14 protein-coding genes and 1 tRNA gene are annotated in these 17,127 nt (G+C 46.3%); 6 read left to right on the top strand and 9 right to left on the bottom strand.

Annotated features, from left to right (window positions below; all coding sequences use genetic code 11):
* Window positions 1–11: 11 nt before the first annotated feature.
* On the top strand, window positions 12–1,190 hold the full coding sequence (locus tag P2W70_RS11960) for a glycosyltransferase (protein ID WP_276481694.1): 1,179 nt from the start codon (window positions 12–14) through the stop codon (window positions 1,188–1,190).
* A 96-nt stretch (window positions 1,191–1,286) separates the two neighbouring features.
* Here P2W70_RS11960 and P2W70_RS11955 read toward each other — a convergent pair whose 3' ends face one another.
* The 8 genes from P2W70_RS11955 to P2W70_RS11920 all read right to left on the bottom strand — a co-directional run bounded on the left by P2W70_RS11955 (window position 1,287) and on the right by P2W70_RS11920 (window position 8,568).
* On the bottom strand, window positions 1,287–2,168 hold the full coding sequence (locus tag P2W70_RS11955; protein ID WP_276481693.1) for a glycosyltransferase: 882 nt from the start codon (window positions 2,166–2,168) through the stop codon (window positions 1,287–1,289).
* 1 nt (window position 2,169) lies between these two features.
* The gene (locus tag P2W70_RS11950) at window positions 2,170–2,859 is read right to left on the bottom strand and encodes a cell division ATP-binding protein FtsE (RefSeq protein ID WP_276481692.1); all 690 of its coding nucleotides are present in this window, start codon (window positions 2,857–2,859) and stop codon (window positions 2,170–2,172) included.
* 261 nt (window positions 2,860–3,120) lie between these two features.
* Window positions 3,121–3,630: a GNAT family N-acetyltransferase gene (locus P2W70_RS11945; RefSeq protein WP_276481691.1), complete on the bottom strand. Its 510-nt coding sequence runs from the start codon at window positions 3,628–3,630 to the stop codon at window positions 3,121–3,123.
* Window positions 3,631–3,833: 203 nt separating this feature from the next.
* Window positions 3,834–4,271: an SRPBCC family protein gene (locus P2W70_RS11940; RefSeq protein ID WP_276481690.1), complete on the bottom strand. Its 438-nt coding sequence runs from the start codon at window positions 4,269–4,271 to the stop codon at window positions 3,834–3,836.
* A gap of 38 nt (window positions 4,272–4,309) precedes the next feature.
* Window positions 4,310–4,603, bottom strand: a complete 294-nt coding sequence (locus P2W70_RS11935) for a hypothetical protein (RefSeq protein ID WP_276481689.1) — start codon at window positions 4,601–4,603, stop codon at window positions 4,310–4,312.
* A gap of 28 nt (window positions 4,604–4,631) precedes the next feature.
* Entirely contained in the window at window positions 4,632–5,033 is a 402-nt protein-coding gene (locus P2W70_RS11930; RefSeq protein ID WP_276481688.1) for a VOC family protein, read from the bottom strand.
* Window positions 5,034–5,517: 484 nt separating this feature from the next.
* Window positions 5,518–6,252: a protein phosphatase 2C domain-containing protein gene (locus P2W70_RS11925; RefSeq protein WP_276481687.1), complete on the bottom strand. Its 735-nt coding sequence runs from the start codon at window positions 6,250–6,252 to the stop codon at window positions 5,518–5,520.
* A gap of 81 nt (window positions 6,253–6,333) precedes the next feature.
* Window positions 6,334–8,568 carry an FUSC family protein gene (locus tag P2W70_RS11920; RefSeq protein WP_276481686.1) on the bottom strand — a complete coding sequence of 745 codons (2,235 nt, stop codon included), beginning with the start codon at window positions 8,566–8,568 and terminating at the stop codon, window positions 6,334–6,336.
* Window positions 8,569–8,877: 309 nt separating this feature from the next.
* Here P2W70_RS11920 and P2W70_RS11915 point away from each other — a divergent pair.
* The 5 genes from P2W70_RS11915 to P2W70_RS11895 all read left to right on the top strand — a co-directional run bounded on the left by P2W70_RS11915 (window position 8,878) and on the right by P2W70_RS11895 (window position 14,889).
* Window positions 8,878–8,950 (top strand) — tRNA-Lys (locus tag P2W70_RS11915).
* Between the two features lie 285 nt (window positions 8,951–9,235).
* The gene (locus P2W70_RS11910; RefSeq protein ID WP_276481685.1) at window positions 9,236–11,776 is read left to right on the top strand and encodes a sensor histidine kinase; all 2,541 of its coding nucleotides are present in this window, start codon (window positions 9,236–9,238) and stop codon (window positions 11,774–11,776) included.
* A complete protein-coding gene (locus P2W70_RS11905; RefSeq protein WP_276481684.1) occupies window positions 11,766–12,425 on the top strand; it encodes a hypothetical protein in 660 nt (219 codons plus the stop codon). Before P2W70_RS11910 ends, P2W70_RS11905 begins: the two co-directional genes overlap by 11 nt.
* Window positions 12,409–13,032, top strand: a complete 624-nt coding sequence (locus P2W70_RS11900; protein ID WP_276481683.1) for an HNH endonuclease — start codon at window positions 12,409–12,411, stop codon at window positions 13,030–13,032. Before P2W70_RS11905 ends, P2W70_RS11900 begins: the two co-directional genes overlap by 17 nt.
* The gene (locus P2W70_RS11895) at window positions 13,033–14,889 is read left to right on the top strand and encodes an HsdM family class I SAM-dependent methyltransferase (protein WP_276481682.1); all 1,857 of its coding nucleotides are present in this window, start codon (window positions 13,033–13,035) and stop codon (window positions 14,887–14,889) included.
* A 239-nt stretch (window positions 14,890–15,128) separates the two neighbouring features.
* Here the strand turns inward: P2W70_RS11895 and P2W70_RS11890 are convergent, their stop codons facing one another.
* On the bottom strand, window positions 15,129–17,120 hold the full coding sequence (locus P2W70_RS11890; protein WP_276481681.1) for a SusD/RagB family nutrient-binding outer membrane lipoprotein: 1,992 nt from the start codon (window positions 17,118–17,120) through the stop codon (window positions 15,129–15,131).
* Between the last annotated feature and the right edge of the window lie 7 nt (window positions 17,121–17,127).

Raw genomic sequence — 17,127 nt, 5'->3', positions numbered from 1 at the left:
ATAAAAATATTTTGGAAAAGTTCTTACATATCGTTTCTTCCGATGTTCCCTTTCCCGTCGATTATGGCGGCGTGATCGATGTCTACTGTACCGTGAAGGCCCTGCACGAAGCAGGTGTAAAAGTGCATCTGCACTGTTTCGATGATGGCAAAGGCAAACAGCCTGAACTGGATCAGTACTGCGAAGTCGTTCACTACTATCAACGCCTGAGTGGCCACAAATGCATTTCGCCCAAGCTGCCGTACATGGTAGCTTCCCGTAGCTGTAACCAGTTGCGCGAAACCTTGCTCAAAGACGATTACCCCATTTTACTGGAAGGCATTCAATGCACCTATCTGTTGAATGACGAACGCTTTGACAAGCGGCAGGTATTCGTGCGCCTCATGAATGTAGAGCACGAATATTACGAACAGCTTTGCAAGACGACCACGGTACTGCAGCCGCTGAAAAAGATCTACTACCACCACGAAAGCCGTTTGCTGAAGAATTACGAGAAAAACATAGCCGACAAGGCCGTGTTCCTCGCCCTATCGGAGAAAGACGTATCGATCTACCGGCAAAAATTACAGGCTCAAAACGTGATGTGTCTGCCCCCCATGTTGCCCTTTACCGAAGTGGAAACAGAAGCGGGCATCGGTTGTTTTTGTTTGTACCATGGTAACCTCTCCGTAGAAGAAAACGAAGAAGCCGCCATCTGGTTGCTCAATAATATCTTCAACAAGATCGATGTGCCCTTCATCATTGCAGGCAAACACCCTACTGCGCGCCTGCAACGGGAGGTGGACCTGCATGGGCACGCCTGCCTGATCGCCAATCCATCGGCGCAGGAGATGGCGGACCTGATCCGCAAGGCGCAGATCCATGTATTGCCCTCTTTCTGTCGCAAGAGCCGTTCCGTAAAACTGATGAATGCCCTGTTTGGCGGTCGTCACTGCGTGGTGAACCCTACGATGGTGGCCTGCTCGGGCCTCGATACCGCCTGTCATGTGGCTACGACGGCCGAAGCCTTTCAATCGATCATCATCCAGCTGTACCACCAGCCATTCGATGAGCACGAGCTGAAGTTGCGGAAAGAGATTCTCACCCCGTTCATGAACCAGGGACAACTCACGAAGCAACTGATGAACATCATCTGGCAGAAACAACCCGAAAGCAGCAGCGGTTGCTGTGGTGGTGGATGTCATGATTAAGAAAGGCAACCAGGCAGAAAGGCAACGAGGGAACAAGGTTTGAATACAAGGCAACGAGGCAGAAAGGCATCAAGGCAACGAGGACTACAGGAGTTTTTACAAGCCGATGAAGTAACGCAGCCTATAGAGATCGAAGCGTTTCAAAGAAGGATTGCCCGACCGCAGGTTACGTTGAATCATCTTACCAAATAATTGATAGTATAGTACCGGCGCCCATAGCAGGCGCCATTTTTTTAACCATAGGTACACGCGAAAGAGCTTTATATGCCGGGCCAGCAGATCGGGTGCTACTTCCCGGCTAATCGCTTTTAAATTAACCAACGCCTGTTCCGATTTACGGATAAAGACATCGGCCGTTTCCAACCCTTCATGCACCACCGGATTATCGATATAGACAATCGGAATATGTTGCTGTTCCAGTTGGATACCGATCAGCGTGTCTTCATGTCCATAGCCTTCGGTAATGGCTGCATCCCGCCAGGTATCGAATACCGATCTGGCCACAAGAAAATTATTGGTCATAAAAGCAGGCTGGTGTTGCTTACCCGGGTCCCTGCTTTCCCGCGCTGAACCATACCGCCAATGCAGGCGCAAGGCTTGGTCATCAGGTGGGTGCTGTTGATAGATGCGTCCGCCAACTATCACCGTAGCCTTGGCAGTCAGAGCCTGCTCATACCGCCGCAGAAAATCATCGTGGGGGATGCCGCTATCCCCGTCGAGAAAGAGCAGCCACTCCCCTTTCGCTTCCCGTGCCAGCAAGTGGCGGATGCGGGCGCGGCCCTGGTTGCTGAACTGCGCCACACAACGTACGCCCGGCAAGGCAGCGATGGGGGCATTGGTCATCAACGTAGCCTGATTCGATCCATCATCCATCACAATGATCTCGCCGCCCCCCTGTAAATGGGAAAGCCCGGCGCTGAGCCGGGCTATCAAATGATTTACATCCTGGTTGTATACGGGGATCAGTATGGAGATCATACTATACGATGTCGATGCTGGCGTTGTCGATGACCCGGCCACGCTCGGTACGCACCATGCGGGCGGGAAATTTATTGATCACGATGTAATCATGCGTTGCCATCACGATGGCCGTACCATAATCGCGGCTGATGTGGAAGAGCAATTGCATGATCTCGTCGGAGGTTTCCGGGTCGAGGTTGCCGGTAGGCTCGTCTGCCAGGATCAGTTTGGGCGAGTTGAGCAGGGCGCGGGCTACATCCACCCGTTGTTGCTCGCCACCACTCAATTCAAAAGGCATTTTAAACCCTTTGGATTTAAGGCCCACTTTATCGAGTACATCTATGATCTTTTCATCCATGAGCTTTTCGTCCTTCCAGCCGGTAGCGCGCAACACGAACTTGAGGTTATCGTTCACATTGCGGTCGGTCAGCAGTTGGAAATCCTGGAACACCACGCCCAGGTTGCGGCGCAGGAAAGGCACTTTCTTCCAGTCCATCGTGCGCAGGTTGAAGCCCACTACGGAGCATTCCCCTTCATTCAGCGGCAGGTCACCATACAGGGTTTTGAGCAGGCTCGATTTGCCGGTACCGGTCTTCCCGACCAGGTAAACGAACTCCCCTTTCTGTACCCGCAGGTTGACGTCCTGCAGTACGAGATTGGTGCCCTGGTAGATGTTAGCGTGCGATAATTCTATGATAGCATCCTGCATAATAACCGGTTAAGTCAAACAAAAATAAAGAATTATGGCATAAGATGGTAGCGTCGGGCGGCATTTCCGGGTATATCACAGCACTGGCGGCCCTGGTCGTTGGCTTGCCGGGGTGTATTTCGTCAGTGCCTTTCAGTCGCGTCGCCACCAAACTGCGGCTGGGGGCGCCCTCTGTTGTTGTGTCGTGTCTTGCCCCTTGCTAGCTGGTTGTCGCGTCTCGTAGCCGACTGCTCCCCCTTCAACAGCCCTGACAGCCGCCGGTTACAGCCTTCTTCCCATCAGCACCAACGGCGTTTGATCACCCGGCATGGTGATATGTCGCTGGTAGGCAAAACCCAGTTTTTCCAACAGCCGAATGGAGCGCCCGTTGTCTTCGTTCGCAATGGCCAGCAGTTGTTTGAACTGCAGTTGTTCCCGGGCGTAATCGATCACGGCTGTGGCCGCTTCCTGCGCATATCCTTTGCCATTGTGTGCAGCGAGAAAGGCGAAACCGATGTCTTCATGTTGCAGGGCTTCACGCCTTATGAGGCCACACATACCGATCGGCTCCAGCGTCTCTTTCAGCGTTACTTTCCAAAGGCCAAAGCCATTGTCCCGGTAACTTTTCAGCGGTACATTGTGAATGTAGTTGATGGCATCATCGATGCTACGCACCTGTTTGTCGCCGATAAAGCGCAGCCAGGCGGGCTCATTGAGCAGTTCGAGAATAAAGGGCGCATCGCTGGTATCGAAAGGCTGTATCAGGAGTCGGCTGGTCGTGGCAATGGTCATGAAATGTTTTGCTTGTTCTTGTTGATGTGCCGGTGATGGACTCACCGGGTTGGTTGTTGGGTAAACGTAAGATAGCTGTTTATTCGCTGCCACAAGCCCTTGAACGACCCGATACTTGTGCGCGACTGACCCGTCAGTTGGGTGGATCGCACTGGTGTTCTATCTGATAAGGCAAGCGGTGGCTTCCGCTACTGGATTACCACTTAACCCACGGCGGAGGTCGCTTCAATGATCCGCTTGATGGTAACCAGCACGTCTTCCCACCCTGCCATCGAGTTGCGCCACCAGTCTTCGCTGCGAAAATTGGTTTGTTGGATGGTTAGTACCGTCTTGTTATTCGTCTCTTTCAGACTCATAGTGATGGTCGTGTAGTTATCGGGCAGGTCTTCCAGGCCGGAGTAGGGCGTCCAGTAAGTATGGCGCAACAAATGCGGCGATACGGCATCGAGTACGATGCCTTTGTCGATGATCTCCATGCCGCCTTCGCGGTGTATGTATTGAACGGAGCTACCGGGTTTCCAGTCGGAGACGACCTCTACACCGGGCAGGTACTGCGGGATCAGGTTTGGGTTGATCAGGGCGTTCCACACCTTGGCGGCGCTGGTGTTGATCTCAATGGATTTTGTAATGGTCTTTTCCATATTTGCCGGATTTTAGCGTACGGTTAAAGGTACGTACACTAATCACGTTCCCAGCGTCTTTTGGGTGTACCCTCCTGGCGGATGACTGTCCAATCCTGACTGCTGGCCTGTTTGAGCAATCTTTTCCGCAGTTTCTTTGGGTAAAAGATCTTCAGGGCTGTTTTCTTCGGAGGGTACCTTTTGAGCAGGTCCAGGCGCGCCAGGATCTCATAGGCGGCCGAGCCACAACGCATGCCAAACAGGGCATAATCGTAAGGTGTTTGCTGTTGATACGCGATCGACAGGCTGTCGAACAATTGCTTTTGCGGCATCGTCACGGGAATGACGATCACCTGGTAGCTTTGCCTGTTCGTGGATCGTTTAGGAATGGGGTACCTCGATCAAATCCCACAGATTTCCATAGAGGTCGGCAAAAACAGCGACCTTGCCCCAGGTTTCCTGCACCGGCTGACGGACGATGGTAATGTTGTGTTGCAACAGGTTGCTGTAAGCGCTGTCAAAATCGTCGGTATGAAGAAACAGGAATACGCGACCGCCGGTTTGGTTGCCTACCCGGCTGGCTTGCTCGTCGTTCGCCGCCTGGGCGAGCAGCAGACAACAACCGTTGGCATCGGTGCCAGGCGGCGCCACCACCACCCAACGCTTCGTCGGCGACAGCTTCGTATCCTCTATCAGGGTAAAATGCAGCTTCTGGGTATAGAATTCGATGGCTTCATCGTAGTCTTTCACGACCAATGCTATGCGGGCGAGCGTTTGTTTCATGTCCTGGCTTTTTGCGGGTGCAAATTACTACGCGGCACCTGATCTTCGTCCGATTTTTGCCGGTCCTTTTCTCGCCGACTGACTTTTCCGCCAGGTTTTCTGGCCATTTACTACGGCCATGACCTGTCATCTCCAACTATTCACCCATCATTACGCCCTTATTCGGCCCCGAACGGCCTGCTAATTCCTCATCTTATTGTGTTTCAACGGCGCTCAATATCATATCGGGTTCATGCCCGCTTGCGGTCATATACACAGATGTTCCGTAGATATCCCGTATATGTCTCGTAGATATCTCGTAGATATTCCGTCCCTATATAGGTACGAGACATCTACGGGATAAGTAGCTGTTATCATCTTGACAGCTACGGAATATCTGAGTATCGTTGGTACATCAAAAGGCCTTTCGGCATGCGGGGACGCCGAATAAACGTAGCGGAATTAGCCATTAAATGGTGGTAAAAAGGAAGAATTCGAGCGGAAACTAGCGGATTAAGCGAATCAGGGCGAGATCGTCGCCAGGTTTTAGCCCAAACTGGTGTTCGAGCGTTTTCAGCTTTTTTTCGGGCATATCAGGATGGTCTTTGCCCTGCTGATCGATGGTGAGGAAGGCGATCGGGTCGATGGCGGGCGCGGCATCGGCGGTTAGTTCGGTGAACGATCCGAGGCCATGGGTAGCGATTGTAATATCCTCTATCGACGATAGTTCCATCTTTTGCGGCAGCGAATCGTACCAGGTAGCAGCGTCGTCTGCGAGGTGAAAACCGAGGTAGTCGGATCTGTTGTCGTGGTCGTAGGCAGTAACCGTACCGTTCACTACCACATACCCATCTCCTACGCCAACGAGCATGCCATTATTTTCCTGGGTATCTACCACCAACAACACGAGCGTCGTGAGCAGTTCGTCGTTGTCGAGCAGGAGGCGGTTTTTCATGTCCGTTAATTCGGTCATCAGTTCAATAAACACCGAACGGAGCAATATTGTGGCAGAAGTCGCCTGGGTTTCGGGACGGGCATGTTCCAGCTCCTGTCGCTGGCGAAGCACTTTTCGCAGCAGCTTGCCCGTGAGCGTTGATGCAAAATGGCTATCCGTACCCATGGTGCAGCCATCCATGACGGCGCCAATAACGAAGCGCGCCCCGAGGTGATCGACTAAAAAAAAGTCCTCGCAGCGGTTACTGTTTAAGTGACCAATCTGTAAAGCCGTATATATGTGCATGGGGAAGTAGCACAAAGGTAGCAGAATTCCTGCTACCAATACCATCATGAAGCCAATATGCTTCAGCACGTAGAGATGCCCCTACTCTACTTTCCGCATCTTGCCAATGATCTTTACCTGTTCAGATACGATGGAATAGATCAGCTGGTATTGGTCCGTAATGGCCTTGAGGTCTGATAAAGTTTTGCGGACCGACTGGGCAGACTTGTCGGCGCCGGGTGCCATCTCCTGCCGGCGTTGCTCCAGCAACTGTTGCAGGCGGGCGCGGATGGGATATTCGCTGGCCTTCTGGTCGAGCTTGACCAACTCCTGTTTTTCCAAGACCTTCTCGGCATTCTGAAACTGGTCGTCGACCTGCTTGACCAATGGTGCAAAATCGGGTGATGCATACTGTGCGGCCGACCGTTGTGCGTAATACGAGAGGGAAGCAATATGCGAATTGAGCAAATGGCTGGTAGCTACAAACTGGTGGTAATGCGGCAATCCGGGTTGCTTGTTCTTCGGCTCGGAGAGCATCCGCTGAAAATGATCCGACATATTCGCCAGCGCTACAAAGGCCTCTTTGCGCGCCAGGCGGTAATTGCTGTTGGCAGGCACCTGTCCGGTGAAATACGAAGCGACTACATCGAAATAACTGCGGCTCGCCTTGATGGTCTGCTGGATATAGGTATCGATCTGCTCGTGCTCCCAGAGGGGCAATACAAATTTCGATACCAGGTAAGCAATGAGTGAGCCAATACCGGTATCGATGATCCTATCTGTGAGGGCTTCTGTCAGACCGCTGGGGTTCATAAAGTGCAGGCTCAATACCACGTAGATGGTGATGCCGGCCGATCCGATGAGGTAATTCAGTTTGATATACGTGTAGGCCAGGATCATGGCGATGAGCATGATGATGAAGATGGCCGTATTGTCTTTGATCAGGTAGAGCGACCCGAAGGAGATGGCAGCACCGATCAAGGTACCGGCCAGGCGGTGAATGTTGCGCTGCCGCGTGATGCTGTAGGCCGGTTTCAGGATCGTGACGATGGTCAACAGGATCCAGTAGCCATGTCCGAGGGGATACAGCAACGAGATGATGTACCCGATCATCATGGCCAGCGTGACGCGGATGGCGTGCCGGAAATGGGAGGATTGCAGCGACAGGTTGTCGACCAGGAGGCGGATGTTGAATTCCTGTCCGGGTGAGTCTTGCTCCTCCAATCGATCAGGATCGATCTTTTTGTTTTTACTGATGCTGCGGTCGTAGGTAGAATAGTGCGCGAGGATGCCGATGCGCTCTACCAGGTCTTCGATGCTGTACAGGATATGGCGCAGCTTGATGAGCCCTTCGATGGTATGCGGATTGAGGGCCGCATCGCGGTGGGCGAAGAAGGTCTCGCTGGTGGCTTTAAAGGCTTCGTCGAGCGAGTTATCGTCTTTATAGGGCAATCCCTCCTGCACGGCCAGGCCAATGCGGTGCAACTCGTCGGAGGCCTGCATGATCATCTTGTGGTAGACCTGGAGGATCTGGCTGTCGTCGAATTCTTTGTGCAGGGCGTCGTAGTCTTGCTGGGTGGTCATGATGCGCTCGAAGAGGTCCATGCTGTCGAGGAACATCATCATGAGGATGCGTCCTTTGCTGGTGGATTCGAATAGGACACGGCGGGCGCGGAAAAGCATTTCGCGGAGCTCATCCTGGTGCAGGTGTACGGATACCTGGATGCGCATCATGTCGCGGTAGAGGGCTTCGTCGTTGCGTTCGCGGTCGTAGAAGGCGGCTTTGATGCGGAGGTAGTCCGCGATGCCCATGAGGTTTTCGCCCAGCAGTTGCTGAATGGGTTTGTAGGGCCGCAGGGAGTACAGGGTAAGGCTCAATATCGCATACCATATGCCGCCGACGGAAAACCAAAGGGCGTCGCGCCAGATATTGGCGGAGGCCAGGTGGCTGTCGACGTTGAAGATGAATACGAGCAGGGCGATGAGACCGATGGCGTTGACGCGGTTGCCATACACGCCCACCAGGGAAAAGAGCAGGCCAAAGATGATGATCTCGGCACTGATGAACCAGGGTGAGTGGCGGGTGAGGCCTACGATGACGACGATGATGAAATTGAGGAGGATGCTGACCAGCATGCCGTTGCGGCGATGCTGGGGCGGTCCGGGGGTGTCGGTGAAGCTGACGACGAGGGCGCCGAGGGGGATGGCCATCATGCGGTCGAGCAGACCGAAGTGATGGAGGATAAGGGCGGGAATGATGGCGCCGGCCGTGATACGAACACCTGCATACAAATACTGACTACTGATAAACTTCCTGAATTCCCGGGTATAATCCATAGCGTGTAATCATAACTAAATTACACCGGGAATTGTTGCGGACCGATGGTGGGGCGGTTTAAATTTCTGTGAACCATCTTGTTGTAAAATATTTTTTTCGAACATGGGTGGAGGGGCGGTTTCGAAAACGCAGACGGGATGTGGGTTTCAAGGAATTGTGAAAAAAACAAGCAATTTTCATCCACAGGCTGTGGATTTTAAATCTAAAATAATTTTGGTGCAATGTAATTTCTCCCTACTTTTGCACTCCCAACAACGATATAACGGTCCTGAAAATGAGACAGTTACCAAGTTGAAAGGAAATGGTTAGAACTCGTAGCTCAGTTGGTAGAGCACAACACTTTTAATGTTGGGGCCCTGGGTTCGAGTCCCAGCGGGTTCACTAAGAAAAGAGATCATCGGAAGGTGGTCTCTTTTTTTGTGTTCATAGTAATCTTTTGCGTATACTTTTTCGCTTTTCTAATGTTCATAATACGATTATTAATCCTGCTACTCCACTGCAAATGGAAGCAACAGGACTTCGTTCCTGACAAGCCCTACATTTCCTGCCGTACGATATGGAGCATTTCTATTTTGAAAAGTGATCTTATCAAACCAAAAAGTATCTTGTCCACTAAATAAAAATCGTTACCTTCTCATTTTTAAAGATTTACATTCGCGTCTCAATATGGGCAAAATCCCCTTTAAAGTCTCGGCGAGGACGGCTAAATTGATTGGGCAGGAGAACTTTGCAAATGCCGACGGTGCAATCATTGAGTTGGTTAAGAATTGCTACGACGCAGATGCGACTCACTGTATGGTTTTTTTTGATATTCCTTATCCCAAAGTCCCGGAAACCCTTAGCGTTCAAGAGCACAAACATCTATCATCCATCAAAGGATTTAGTGCTTCATGGTATCAGGCCAAAGGGAAAAATTATATACTTTCTCAGAAGATCAGGGAACAACTTAAACCTCTGCAAGATTTTCTAAATTCTCAAGCATCAATTTACATTGTCGATAATGGAACGGGAATGAATGAAAGTACTATTCTGAACCAATGGATGGAGATAGGAACCGGAAACAAGGAAGTAACATTCACATCGGATAGTGGACGCGTAAAGACCGGTGCGAAAGGTATTGGTCGTTTTGCCTTGGACAGATTAGGTACACAAGCAGAAGTCTATACTTATTCTCGTCAAAAAAATAATAAATCAGGTTATTATTGGTACATGGATTGGCAACAATTCAACCAGCCTAACAAGAACTTAACTGAAATTACTGCAGAACTAACAGAAAAAAACACAAGCCTTTTTGACTACATACAATCGAGTCTATCCCAATATACCAAGGCAATTGGCCTTTTTAAAAGTAGAGCTTTTGCCGGCGGCACGATAATCAGGATCACTGATTTAAAAGATGCTTGGGATGAAAAAGCAATTGCTGCCATATTTAAGAGCTTGGAAGCTCTAGTCCCACCAATAGAAACAGGTGTTGAATTTAATTTGCAATTACAGCATCTTCAATCACCAAAAGAATATGGGCAGGTAGAAACAGCTTATTTTGATGATTTTGATTATAAAATAGAAGGACATTATGATGCCGTAAAATTAAAGATGGCGTGTGTGATCACGAGGAACGAACTGGATATGAATATTGTTAAGCGCGAATATTCTCACTTATTTAAAGGGGCGAAAGCCCCTTATGACCTAACCAGCTTGTCAAAGCCTTCTGTCAAAATTTCTAAATCCATTTTCGAGCTTTTAACTTGGCCTAAAGACAATGACAATACATATCGGCTGCAAAAAGTAGGGAGTTTTTCCTTTAGCTTTTACTACCTAAAAATTCGAAATTCATCGAAAGAAGAATATCCGAATAAGGATTTTAGTGGCAGCGAAAGAGCAGCCATTATGGAGAAATTCGGAGGTATCAAAATTTACCGCGATTCGTTTAAGGTAAGACCCTATGGGGAAAAAGGGAATGATTGGTTAAAGCTCGGAGAAAGGGTATCCCAAAGCCCTGCAGGGGCAGGTCAAAGGATTGGAGATTGGCGGGTTGGGCCCAGGCAAATAGCAGGCGCAGTCTATATATCTCGAATTGCCAACAAGCAAATCATAGACAAATCTGACCGCGAATCTCTGGTAGAAAACGACTCTTTTAAAATTTTTACCAGCATAATCATCGAGGCTATCCATCTTTTTGAATATGATCGCTCAGTTATTCTCAATAAATTCTACAAAGACGCTACAATTCGAAAAGAAAATGAACGCAAGAAGGCAATCCAAGCAGAAGCCGAGAAATTAGCTAATAAGATGATTGAAGAAAGGAATAAAGTATCTCAAAAAAGAAATACCGATTATTCTGTTCAAGGTAGGCGACAAATAGCTGCTCAAGAAAAAAAGGCCATTAAAAAAATCATAACTTCTGGCCTAGAAAGCTTTACAGCAGCTGAAAAAGATAATGGAGAAATAGCGCAAGTGCGCGCCCTCGCAAGTTTAGGATTAATTGTAGCCTCTTTTTCACATGAATTAAAAGGAATAAAAAATAACGCTGAAGAGATTGAAGTATTGGAAGACATATTTAAGCAGTTAGAGCCAACTAGTCGCCAATTATCCATGGAATATAAGGATGGCTTAAAAATTATTTCCGTACTACGGAAAGACATGAACAAGATTTTGCACTGGATGAATTATGCTCTGTCCTCAATCAAAAGTGATAAAAGAACAAGAACTTTATTAAATTTCGATACCTATTTGAAAGGATTAAAACAAAGTTGGGAAAAAGCGCTAACAGACAGAAATATACAATTAAAAACTTTTGATAGAACTACAACATCTTATGATTTTCGAGCTAATGAAGTAGATATGGACACCATTTTTTCCAATCTCATATCCAATTCTGTAGACGCCCTCAATAACGCAAAGGGAAAAAGAGAAAGAACCATAAAAATATCAGTCGCATTTAATAACAACAATATCCGAATAATTTACGAAGATACAGGTCCAGGGCTAGATAGGGTCTTCAAAAAAGATAAAGACCAAATATTTTTACCATTCATTACTTCTAAAAAAGACAAGGAGGGTAAGAGCATTGGAACAGGACTGGGCATGTACCTTGTTAAAGGCACTGTAACTGATTATAACGGCACCGTGACAATCGTAGATTCAGCCCACGGCTTTAAATTAAGGATTGATCTTCCAGCAAGAAAACACACTTCCTATGAAATATAAAATTGGATTCATCGATGAAGACGCAGATCAGGTCGATACATATGAAAGACGACTACGAAAGAAAGACTTTGAGGTCATCGGGTATAAAATTGAAAAGGGGGTTACATTAGATAACCTACTAAGCCAAGTTTATAATTCCAACATTGACCTTTTAATGGTGGATTTCCTCCTTTCTGATAGGGGAATACTTGATTTTAATGGTGATGAGGTAGTACGAGAATACCAGAAGATCAAACCAGGCTTTCCAACAATTGTGTTCACCAATTTAGAAGGACAGGCTTTTCCAAAAGTAGACAACCCAAACATTGTATATGAGAAGGAGATGACCCTTAAAGAAAATATCGACAGATTTACGGAAATTCTCCGGAAAAACATCCTCGTTTACCAAAGGTATATTCAAGAACGGAAAGATCTCATCGCAGTATTGTCGGAAAAAGCGGCGACCAAAGGACTTGATGCTAAAGATAAGCATTCATTGTCCGTAGCGCAGTTTGAGTTACAAAATCTGGATAAGCGCGCTGCTCCCGAGGCTCCTATGCAGTTATTGAATATCGACAAAATCGAAACCCTTACAGAGACAACAAAAGAAGCTGAGGCTTTTTTAGAAGAACTGATTAAAAATCAAAAAAAGAATGACCCTAAGAGGTAAAATCCCTTGCAGGCGACTAAACCCCAGCCGCAATCCTTCAGGAGAAAACTGGCGAGAACACAAAGCAGACCTTAAACAGGATTTTAATCGTCATTGTGCCTATTGTGACAGTTTTGACGGATTCAGAGATGCTTTTTTCGAAGTAGACCATTTTATCCCAAAGGATTTCTTGTTGCTACATGGCACTATTAGCCTGACGGCTTACCGCAATCTGGTATATTCTTGCCGACACTGCAACAATGCTAAAAGAGCCCAATGGCCTTCCGCCAGTGAGACTGTATCGCACAACGGCAAAGAAGGCTTTATTGATCCTTGCTCCGTAGAGCTGGACGACCATCTATACCGCACAAAAGAAGGAGCCATCTTGTGGAAAACACCGTTAGGTAAATGGATGTGTCAAAAAGGATTTAAGTTTGACGAAAGACAGGATGTCATCAAGCTACTATATAACCTTAACAGGCTTCGCGTACTCATTGAAAAATTGACAGCCATCAACGAAACAATGGATAAAAAAAGCAAAGAGTATAAAAAGGTACAGCTCAAAATAATGAAGTTAGCTGTCACTTATTGCGAATATCATCGTGAATTAATGGATTTTTATAATTAGATGAACAAACAAATTGCGCTTGCACTCAGAAAGAATTGTTCTACGGAACCATATAATGTTGATCGAGTAATTGTATCTGCATTTGTTTATATAAACAGGATCAATGTTAGATATAATGAGTTTTTATTAAAATATATTATAAGAGCTGATGAGGAAACGGAGTATAAAACCCTTGTTTGGTTTTTAGGACTTCTGAAAAAGCACAATGTATCTTGCACCATCGAAGACCTGATCGAATTATTTGAGTTTGTGATTTCCCCTGAAGACCGTGTAATCACAGGTGCAGTGTATACACCTTCCTTGATCAGAAATTTTATCATTGACAAAACTATCCCTGACACCCCAAATACAACTATCCGAATTGCAGATATTGCCTGCGGTTGTGGTGGCTTTTTGTATGATGCTGCTAAAAGATTAAAAGAACTTACAAGCAAAACCTATGCGTCAATTTTTGCGGAACAGCTTTATGGATTAGACATACAACCCTACTCCATAACGAGAACACAATTGCTATTAACATTGCTAGCAGTATCTTCAGGAGAGGACAAGTCCCACTTTTCTTTCAACTTATATACTGGCAACACTCTTGAATTTGATTGGAAACATGTGATCCCTTCCTTTCAGGGTTTTGATGTCATCGTAGGCAACCCTCCTTATGTATGTTCAAGAAATATAGATGACCAATCAAGGCTTTTATTACCCAACTGGAAAGTCTCAAAAACTGGCCATCCTGATCTCTATATCCCTTTTTTTCAGATAGGTCTGGAGAATTTATTACCAACTGGCAAGTTGGGTTACATTACTATGAATACTTTTTTCAAAAGTGTTAATGGTCGCGCAATACGAAATTACTTTGGGGAAAACTCTTATCAATTCTCTATCATTGACTTTAATAAAATACAGTTATTTAAGGCTCGCTCCACTTACACTTGTATTTGTCTTTTGGAGAAGAAATACTCGTCCACAATCTCTTACTTTCGATGCACGAATTTAGAGCAATTAAAAACTCCCATTAACTATATTAATTTTCCCTACGCAGACTTGAACGGATGGAAAGGCTGGAACCTTAATCTCAATCAAGCACTTATTAAGGTCATTGAAAATACTGGAACTGCTTTTCACAAAAAATTTAAGACAAGGAATGGACTAGCTACGCTTAAGAATAACGTTTATTTATTCAATCCGAGTAGTCAAAACAAACGTTATTATTACTTAGAAGACGGCGATTTTGTTTACCCTATTGAAAAAAACATTTGTAAGGACGCAGTAAACACTAATTTGTTAACTACAGAAGCTACAATAAATAAAATAAAAGAAAAGATAATATTTCCTTACGAATATATTGAAGAAAAGGCGGTACCAATATCGCTGTCAGTATTGAAAAAAAAATACCCCAATGCCTTCAATTATTTAAATCAAAAAAAGAAAATATTAGCTACCCGTGATAAAGGCAAAGGTGAAAAATACACTCCCTGGTTTATATATGGGCGTAACCAATCACTAGAAAAACTTCGACACAAGCTTTTTTTTCCTCACATCACACCACAGACACCCAACTTTGTTTATAACGCAGATCCTGATCTACTTTTTTACAATGGAATGGCTGCTATCGGAGCTAATAAAAAAGAGTTATTGGTTTTGAAAAAACTGTTTTCTTCAAGAATATTCTGGTTTTATATTTCAAACACTAGCCGGTCTTATGGATCAGGCTACTACTCTTTATCAAGAAACTATCTTAAAGATTTCGGCATCTTCAATTTTACAAAAAAACAGACGATTTATATACTGTCTGAAAAAGATCCAAGAAAATTGGATGCGTATTTTGAGAATCTATACCAGATTCAACTTCCGGATTAAATTTGTTGAGTAATATAAAAAAACAAAAAAACAATCGGAAAATGCAGCAACGCTGCTCAAAAATGAGGCGCTCTCTCGAGGAGTAAGCTTATAAATGCGACCTCATGCCAACTAACCACTATAGAATTGTCCTTCTCAAATAAAAAGAGACTGCTCACTTTGTGCAGTGCATGAGACAGTCTCTTTTAGGTAAGTATAACCGATTGGTCACCTGAGCCAATCAACCAATCTTTCCTATATTATTTAAGGTATCCATAATATTCATCATCCGTTGCACAATCCCACCAGATAGGCATCGACCAAATGTTCGGATCTGCGGCATGCGGATTTAAGGCCAATGTATTTACCGAGTTGTAATTGATTTCATACGTGGGCGGCAACATCCAACGACGCATCCAATACCTGGGGTCCGCTTTAGTGGTGCCTGTTAATTGTGCTGTGCCTGTAAACAATGGCCCTCTGTCGTACCCGGGATAAACAACGCCAAAACCACCTACATTACCGGCGCTGAAATTAAACCGGCGCATATCATTCCAGTTTTCAATACTGCACCCCATGGCAATGAATTTTTGCAACATGATGTCCTGCATCGTCAAGTTTCCCGCCCCCTGGCTAACTGCATCGCTTGCCAGATAGGTAGTGATGTCTGCCGGATTCATAGGCTGCATATCGGGATTGGTGGCACCGTACGATCCCCGCCACTCGGTCAGCTTCGTTTGCATCATATCCAAATGGGCCTGAATACCTGCTTTATAGGCGGTGTAAGCATTCGCAGGGTCATTTTTCCGTAAATACACCTCTGCTTTAATGAAACACATTTCATGGTACGTCAGTATCTCAAAATCGGACACAGGATGGATCTGAAACGATCCGGTAGAACCGACCACACCCGCACCATAGGCTGCTGTATTAACATACCAGTTGACATCGGTAGCAACCTGCGTGGCTATGCCTGATGTAGGCAGGGAGTTACTACGCAAACTGACAAACACCGTATCGCCGGCATTCAGATAATTGGTATTATTGACAAACATGGAACCAGCCGTATAGGTTACCGTAACATCGCTTCCGTTAACAGTAAAGATCTTCTGTGCTGCGGTGATAGCAGCTATGAAATTAGCCCGTTCTGTGGCATCGGCGATGGTATATTTAATATTCGTATTGGCAGCAGCAAACGTTGGTGTTGCAATGGAAGTAGCACCACCTTTCAACAAGCGGGTGGCAGGTCCATAAGAATCGACGCCGATGGAACGTTTCCAGGTGAAAGAACTAACCTTTCCGCTACCATCCAGCTTAACATTCGACATGTAAGCCGGCACAATTTTAGTCATGCGTGGGTCGGTTATCCCTGCATTACGCATATTGGTCAACAGGTTGTAATGGAATTGGGAAATACGTTGATTGTTGCCATACGCCGCATAATTCCAGTTGCCGTTTGTTACCACCGGATCACCTATCAGGTAATCGGTGACCGTGCTGTTGTTGAGGCCTGGCTCTGTTACGTTGTCGCTAATGCTTTGTGGACCTTTCGACAAACAGTATAGTATTGAATCGGCATTGTACAGGTCTGCTTTTTTCGACAACTTCAGCATGTACCGGGCTTTCAATCCCCAGCATAACTTTGTCCATTTGTCTACATCGCCCTTGTTAATCATATCACCGATGGACAGCGCCGGGGCTCCGGCTTCCTGTGTTTTACCGAACAGACTGATGGCTTCGTTCAACTTGTCCATGCAGCCCTTGTAGATAGTTTTACCGTCATCAGGCTTTGGGCTCGGATTGCCGGTAGCCGACTCGATGTAAGGCATTTCGCCATAGAGATCCAACATTTGCATATACCCCAATGCATGGAATACATCAGCCGCCGCCATATAATGATAGGCTCCTTGTTTCTGGGCTGTGTTATACATATCAACGATATTGGAAGAGGTAGCTACAAACCACGATTGGTAAGGCGTGGTAGAATTGGCGTTGGAGCATTGCCAGGTGGTGGAAAAGGTGTTTTGAGCCGCAGCAATGGCATAATAAACGCCCGACTGGCAGGATGTACGGAAATTGGCTACTCCCGCAGAATACATATAAAAATGTTCGATCCAGGGAAGCCTGTTTTGAACCAGTACGCTTTGGTTATTCGGATTGTCAGGATCGGTATTTACATCCAACCACTTTTTACAGGATGCCGTTCCCAATACCAGTATGCAACCGAGTATGATATATTTGAATTTATTCATAACCTGT

This window comes from Paraflavitalea pollutisoli, from assembly GCF_029360705.1.
Classification (GTDB): domain Bacteria; phylum Bacteroidota; class Bacteroidia; order Chitinophagales; family Chitinophagaceae; genus Paraflavitalea; species Paraflavitalea pollutisoli.
The sequence above is the reverse complement of the archived record's forward strand: the minus strand, read 5'-3'. Positions and strand labels throughout refer to the sequence as shown.

Excerpts from the sequence above, each read along its gene's own strand:
- P2W70_RS11955 (WP_276481693.1), bottom strand. The coding sequence starts at position 2,168 with ATGATCTCCATACTGATCCCCGTATACAACCAGGATGTAAATCATTTG.
- P2W70_RS11950 (WP_276481692.1), bottom strand. The coding sequence starts at position 2,859 with ATGCAGGATGCTATCATAGAATTATCGCACGCTAACATCTACCAGGGC.
- P2W70_RS11945 (WP_276481691.1), bottom strand. The coding sequence starts at position 3,630 with ATGACCATTGCCACGACCAGCCGACTCCTGATACAGCCTTTCGATACC.
- P2W70_RS11940 (WP_276481690.1), bottom strand. The coding sequence starts at position 4,271 with ATGGAAAAGACCATTACAAAATCCATTGAGATCAACACCAGCGCCGCC.
- P2W70_RS11930 (WP_276481688.1), bottom strand. The coding sequence starts at position 5,033 with ATGAAACAAACGCTCGCCCGCATAGCATTGGTCGTGAAAGACTACGAT.
- P2W70_RS11925 (WP_276481687.1), bottom strand. The coding sequence starts at position 6,252 with ATGCACATATATACGGCTTTACAGATTGGTCACTTAAACAGTAACCGC.
- P2W70_RS11920 (WP_276481686.1), bottom strand. The coding sequence starts at position 8,568 with ATGGATTATACCCGGGAATTCAGGAAGTTTATCAGTAGTCAGTATTTG.
- P2W70_RS11910 (WP_276481685.1), top strand. The coding sequence starts at position 9,236 with ATGGGCAAAATCCCCTTTAAAGTCTCGGCGAGGACGGCTAAATTGATT.
- P2W70_RS11905 (WP_276481684.1), top strand. The coding sequence starts at position 11,766 with ATGAAATATAAAATTGGATTCATCGATGAAGACGCAGATCAGGTCGAT.
- P2W70_RS11900 (WP_276481683.1), top strand. The coding sequence starts at position 12,409 with ATGACCCTAAGAGGTAAAATCCCTTGCAGGCGACTAAACCCCAGCCGC.
- P2W70_RS11895 (WP_276481682.1), top strand. The coding sequence starts at position 13,033 with ATGAACAAACAAATTGCGCTTGCACTCAGAAAGAATTGTTCTACGGAA.
- P2W70_RS11890 (WP_276481681.1), bottom strand. The coding sequence starts at position 17,120 with ATGAATAAATTCAAATATATCATACTCGGTTGCATACTGGTATTGGGA.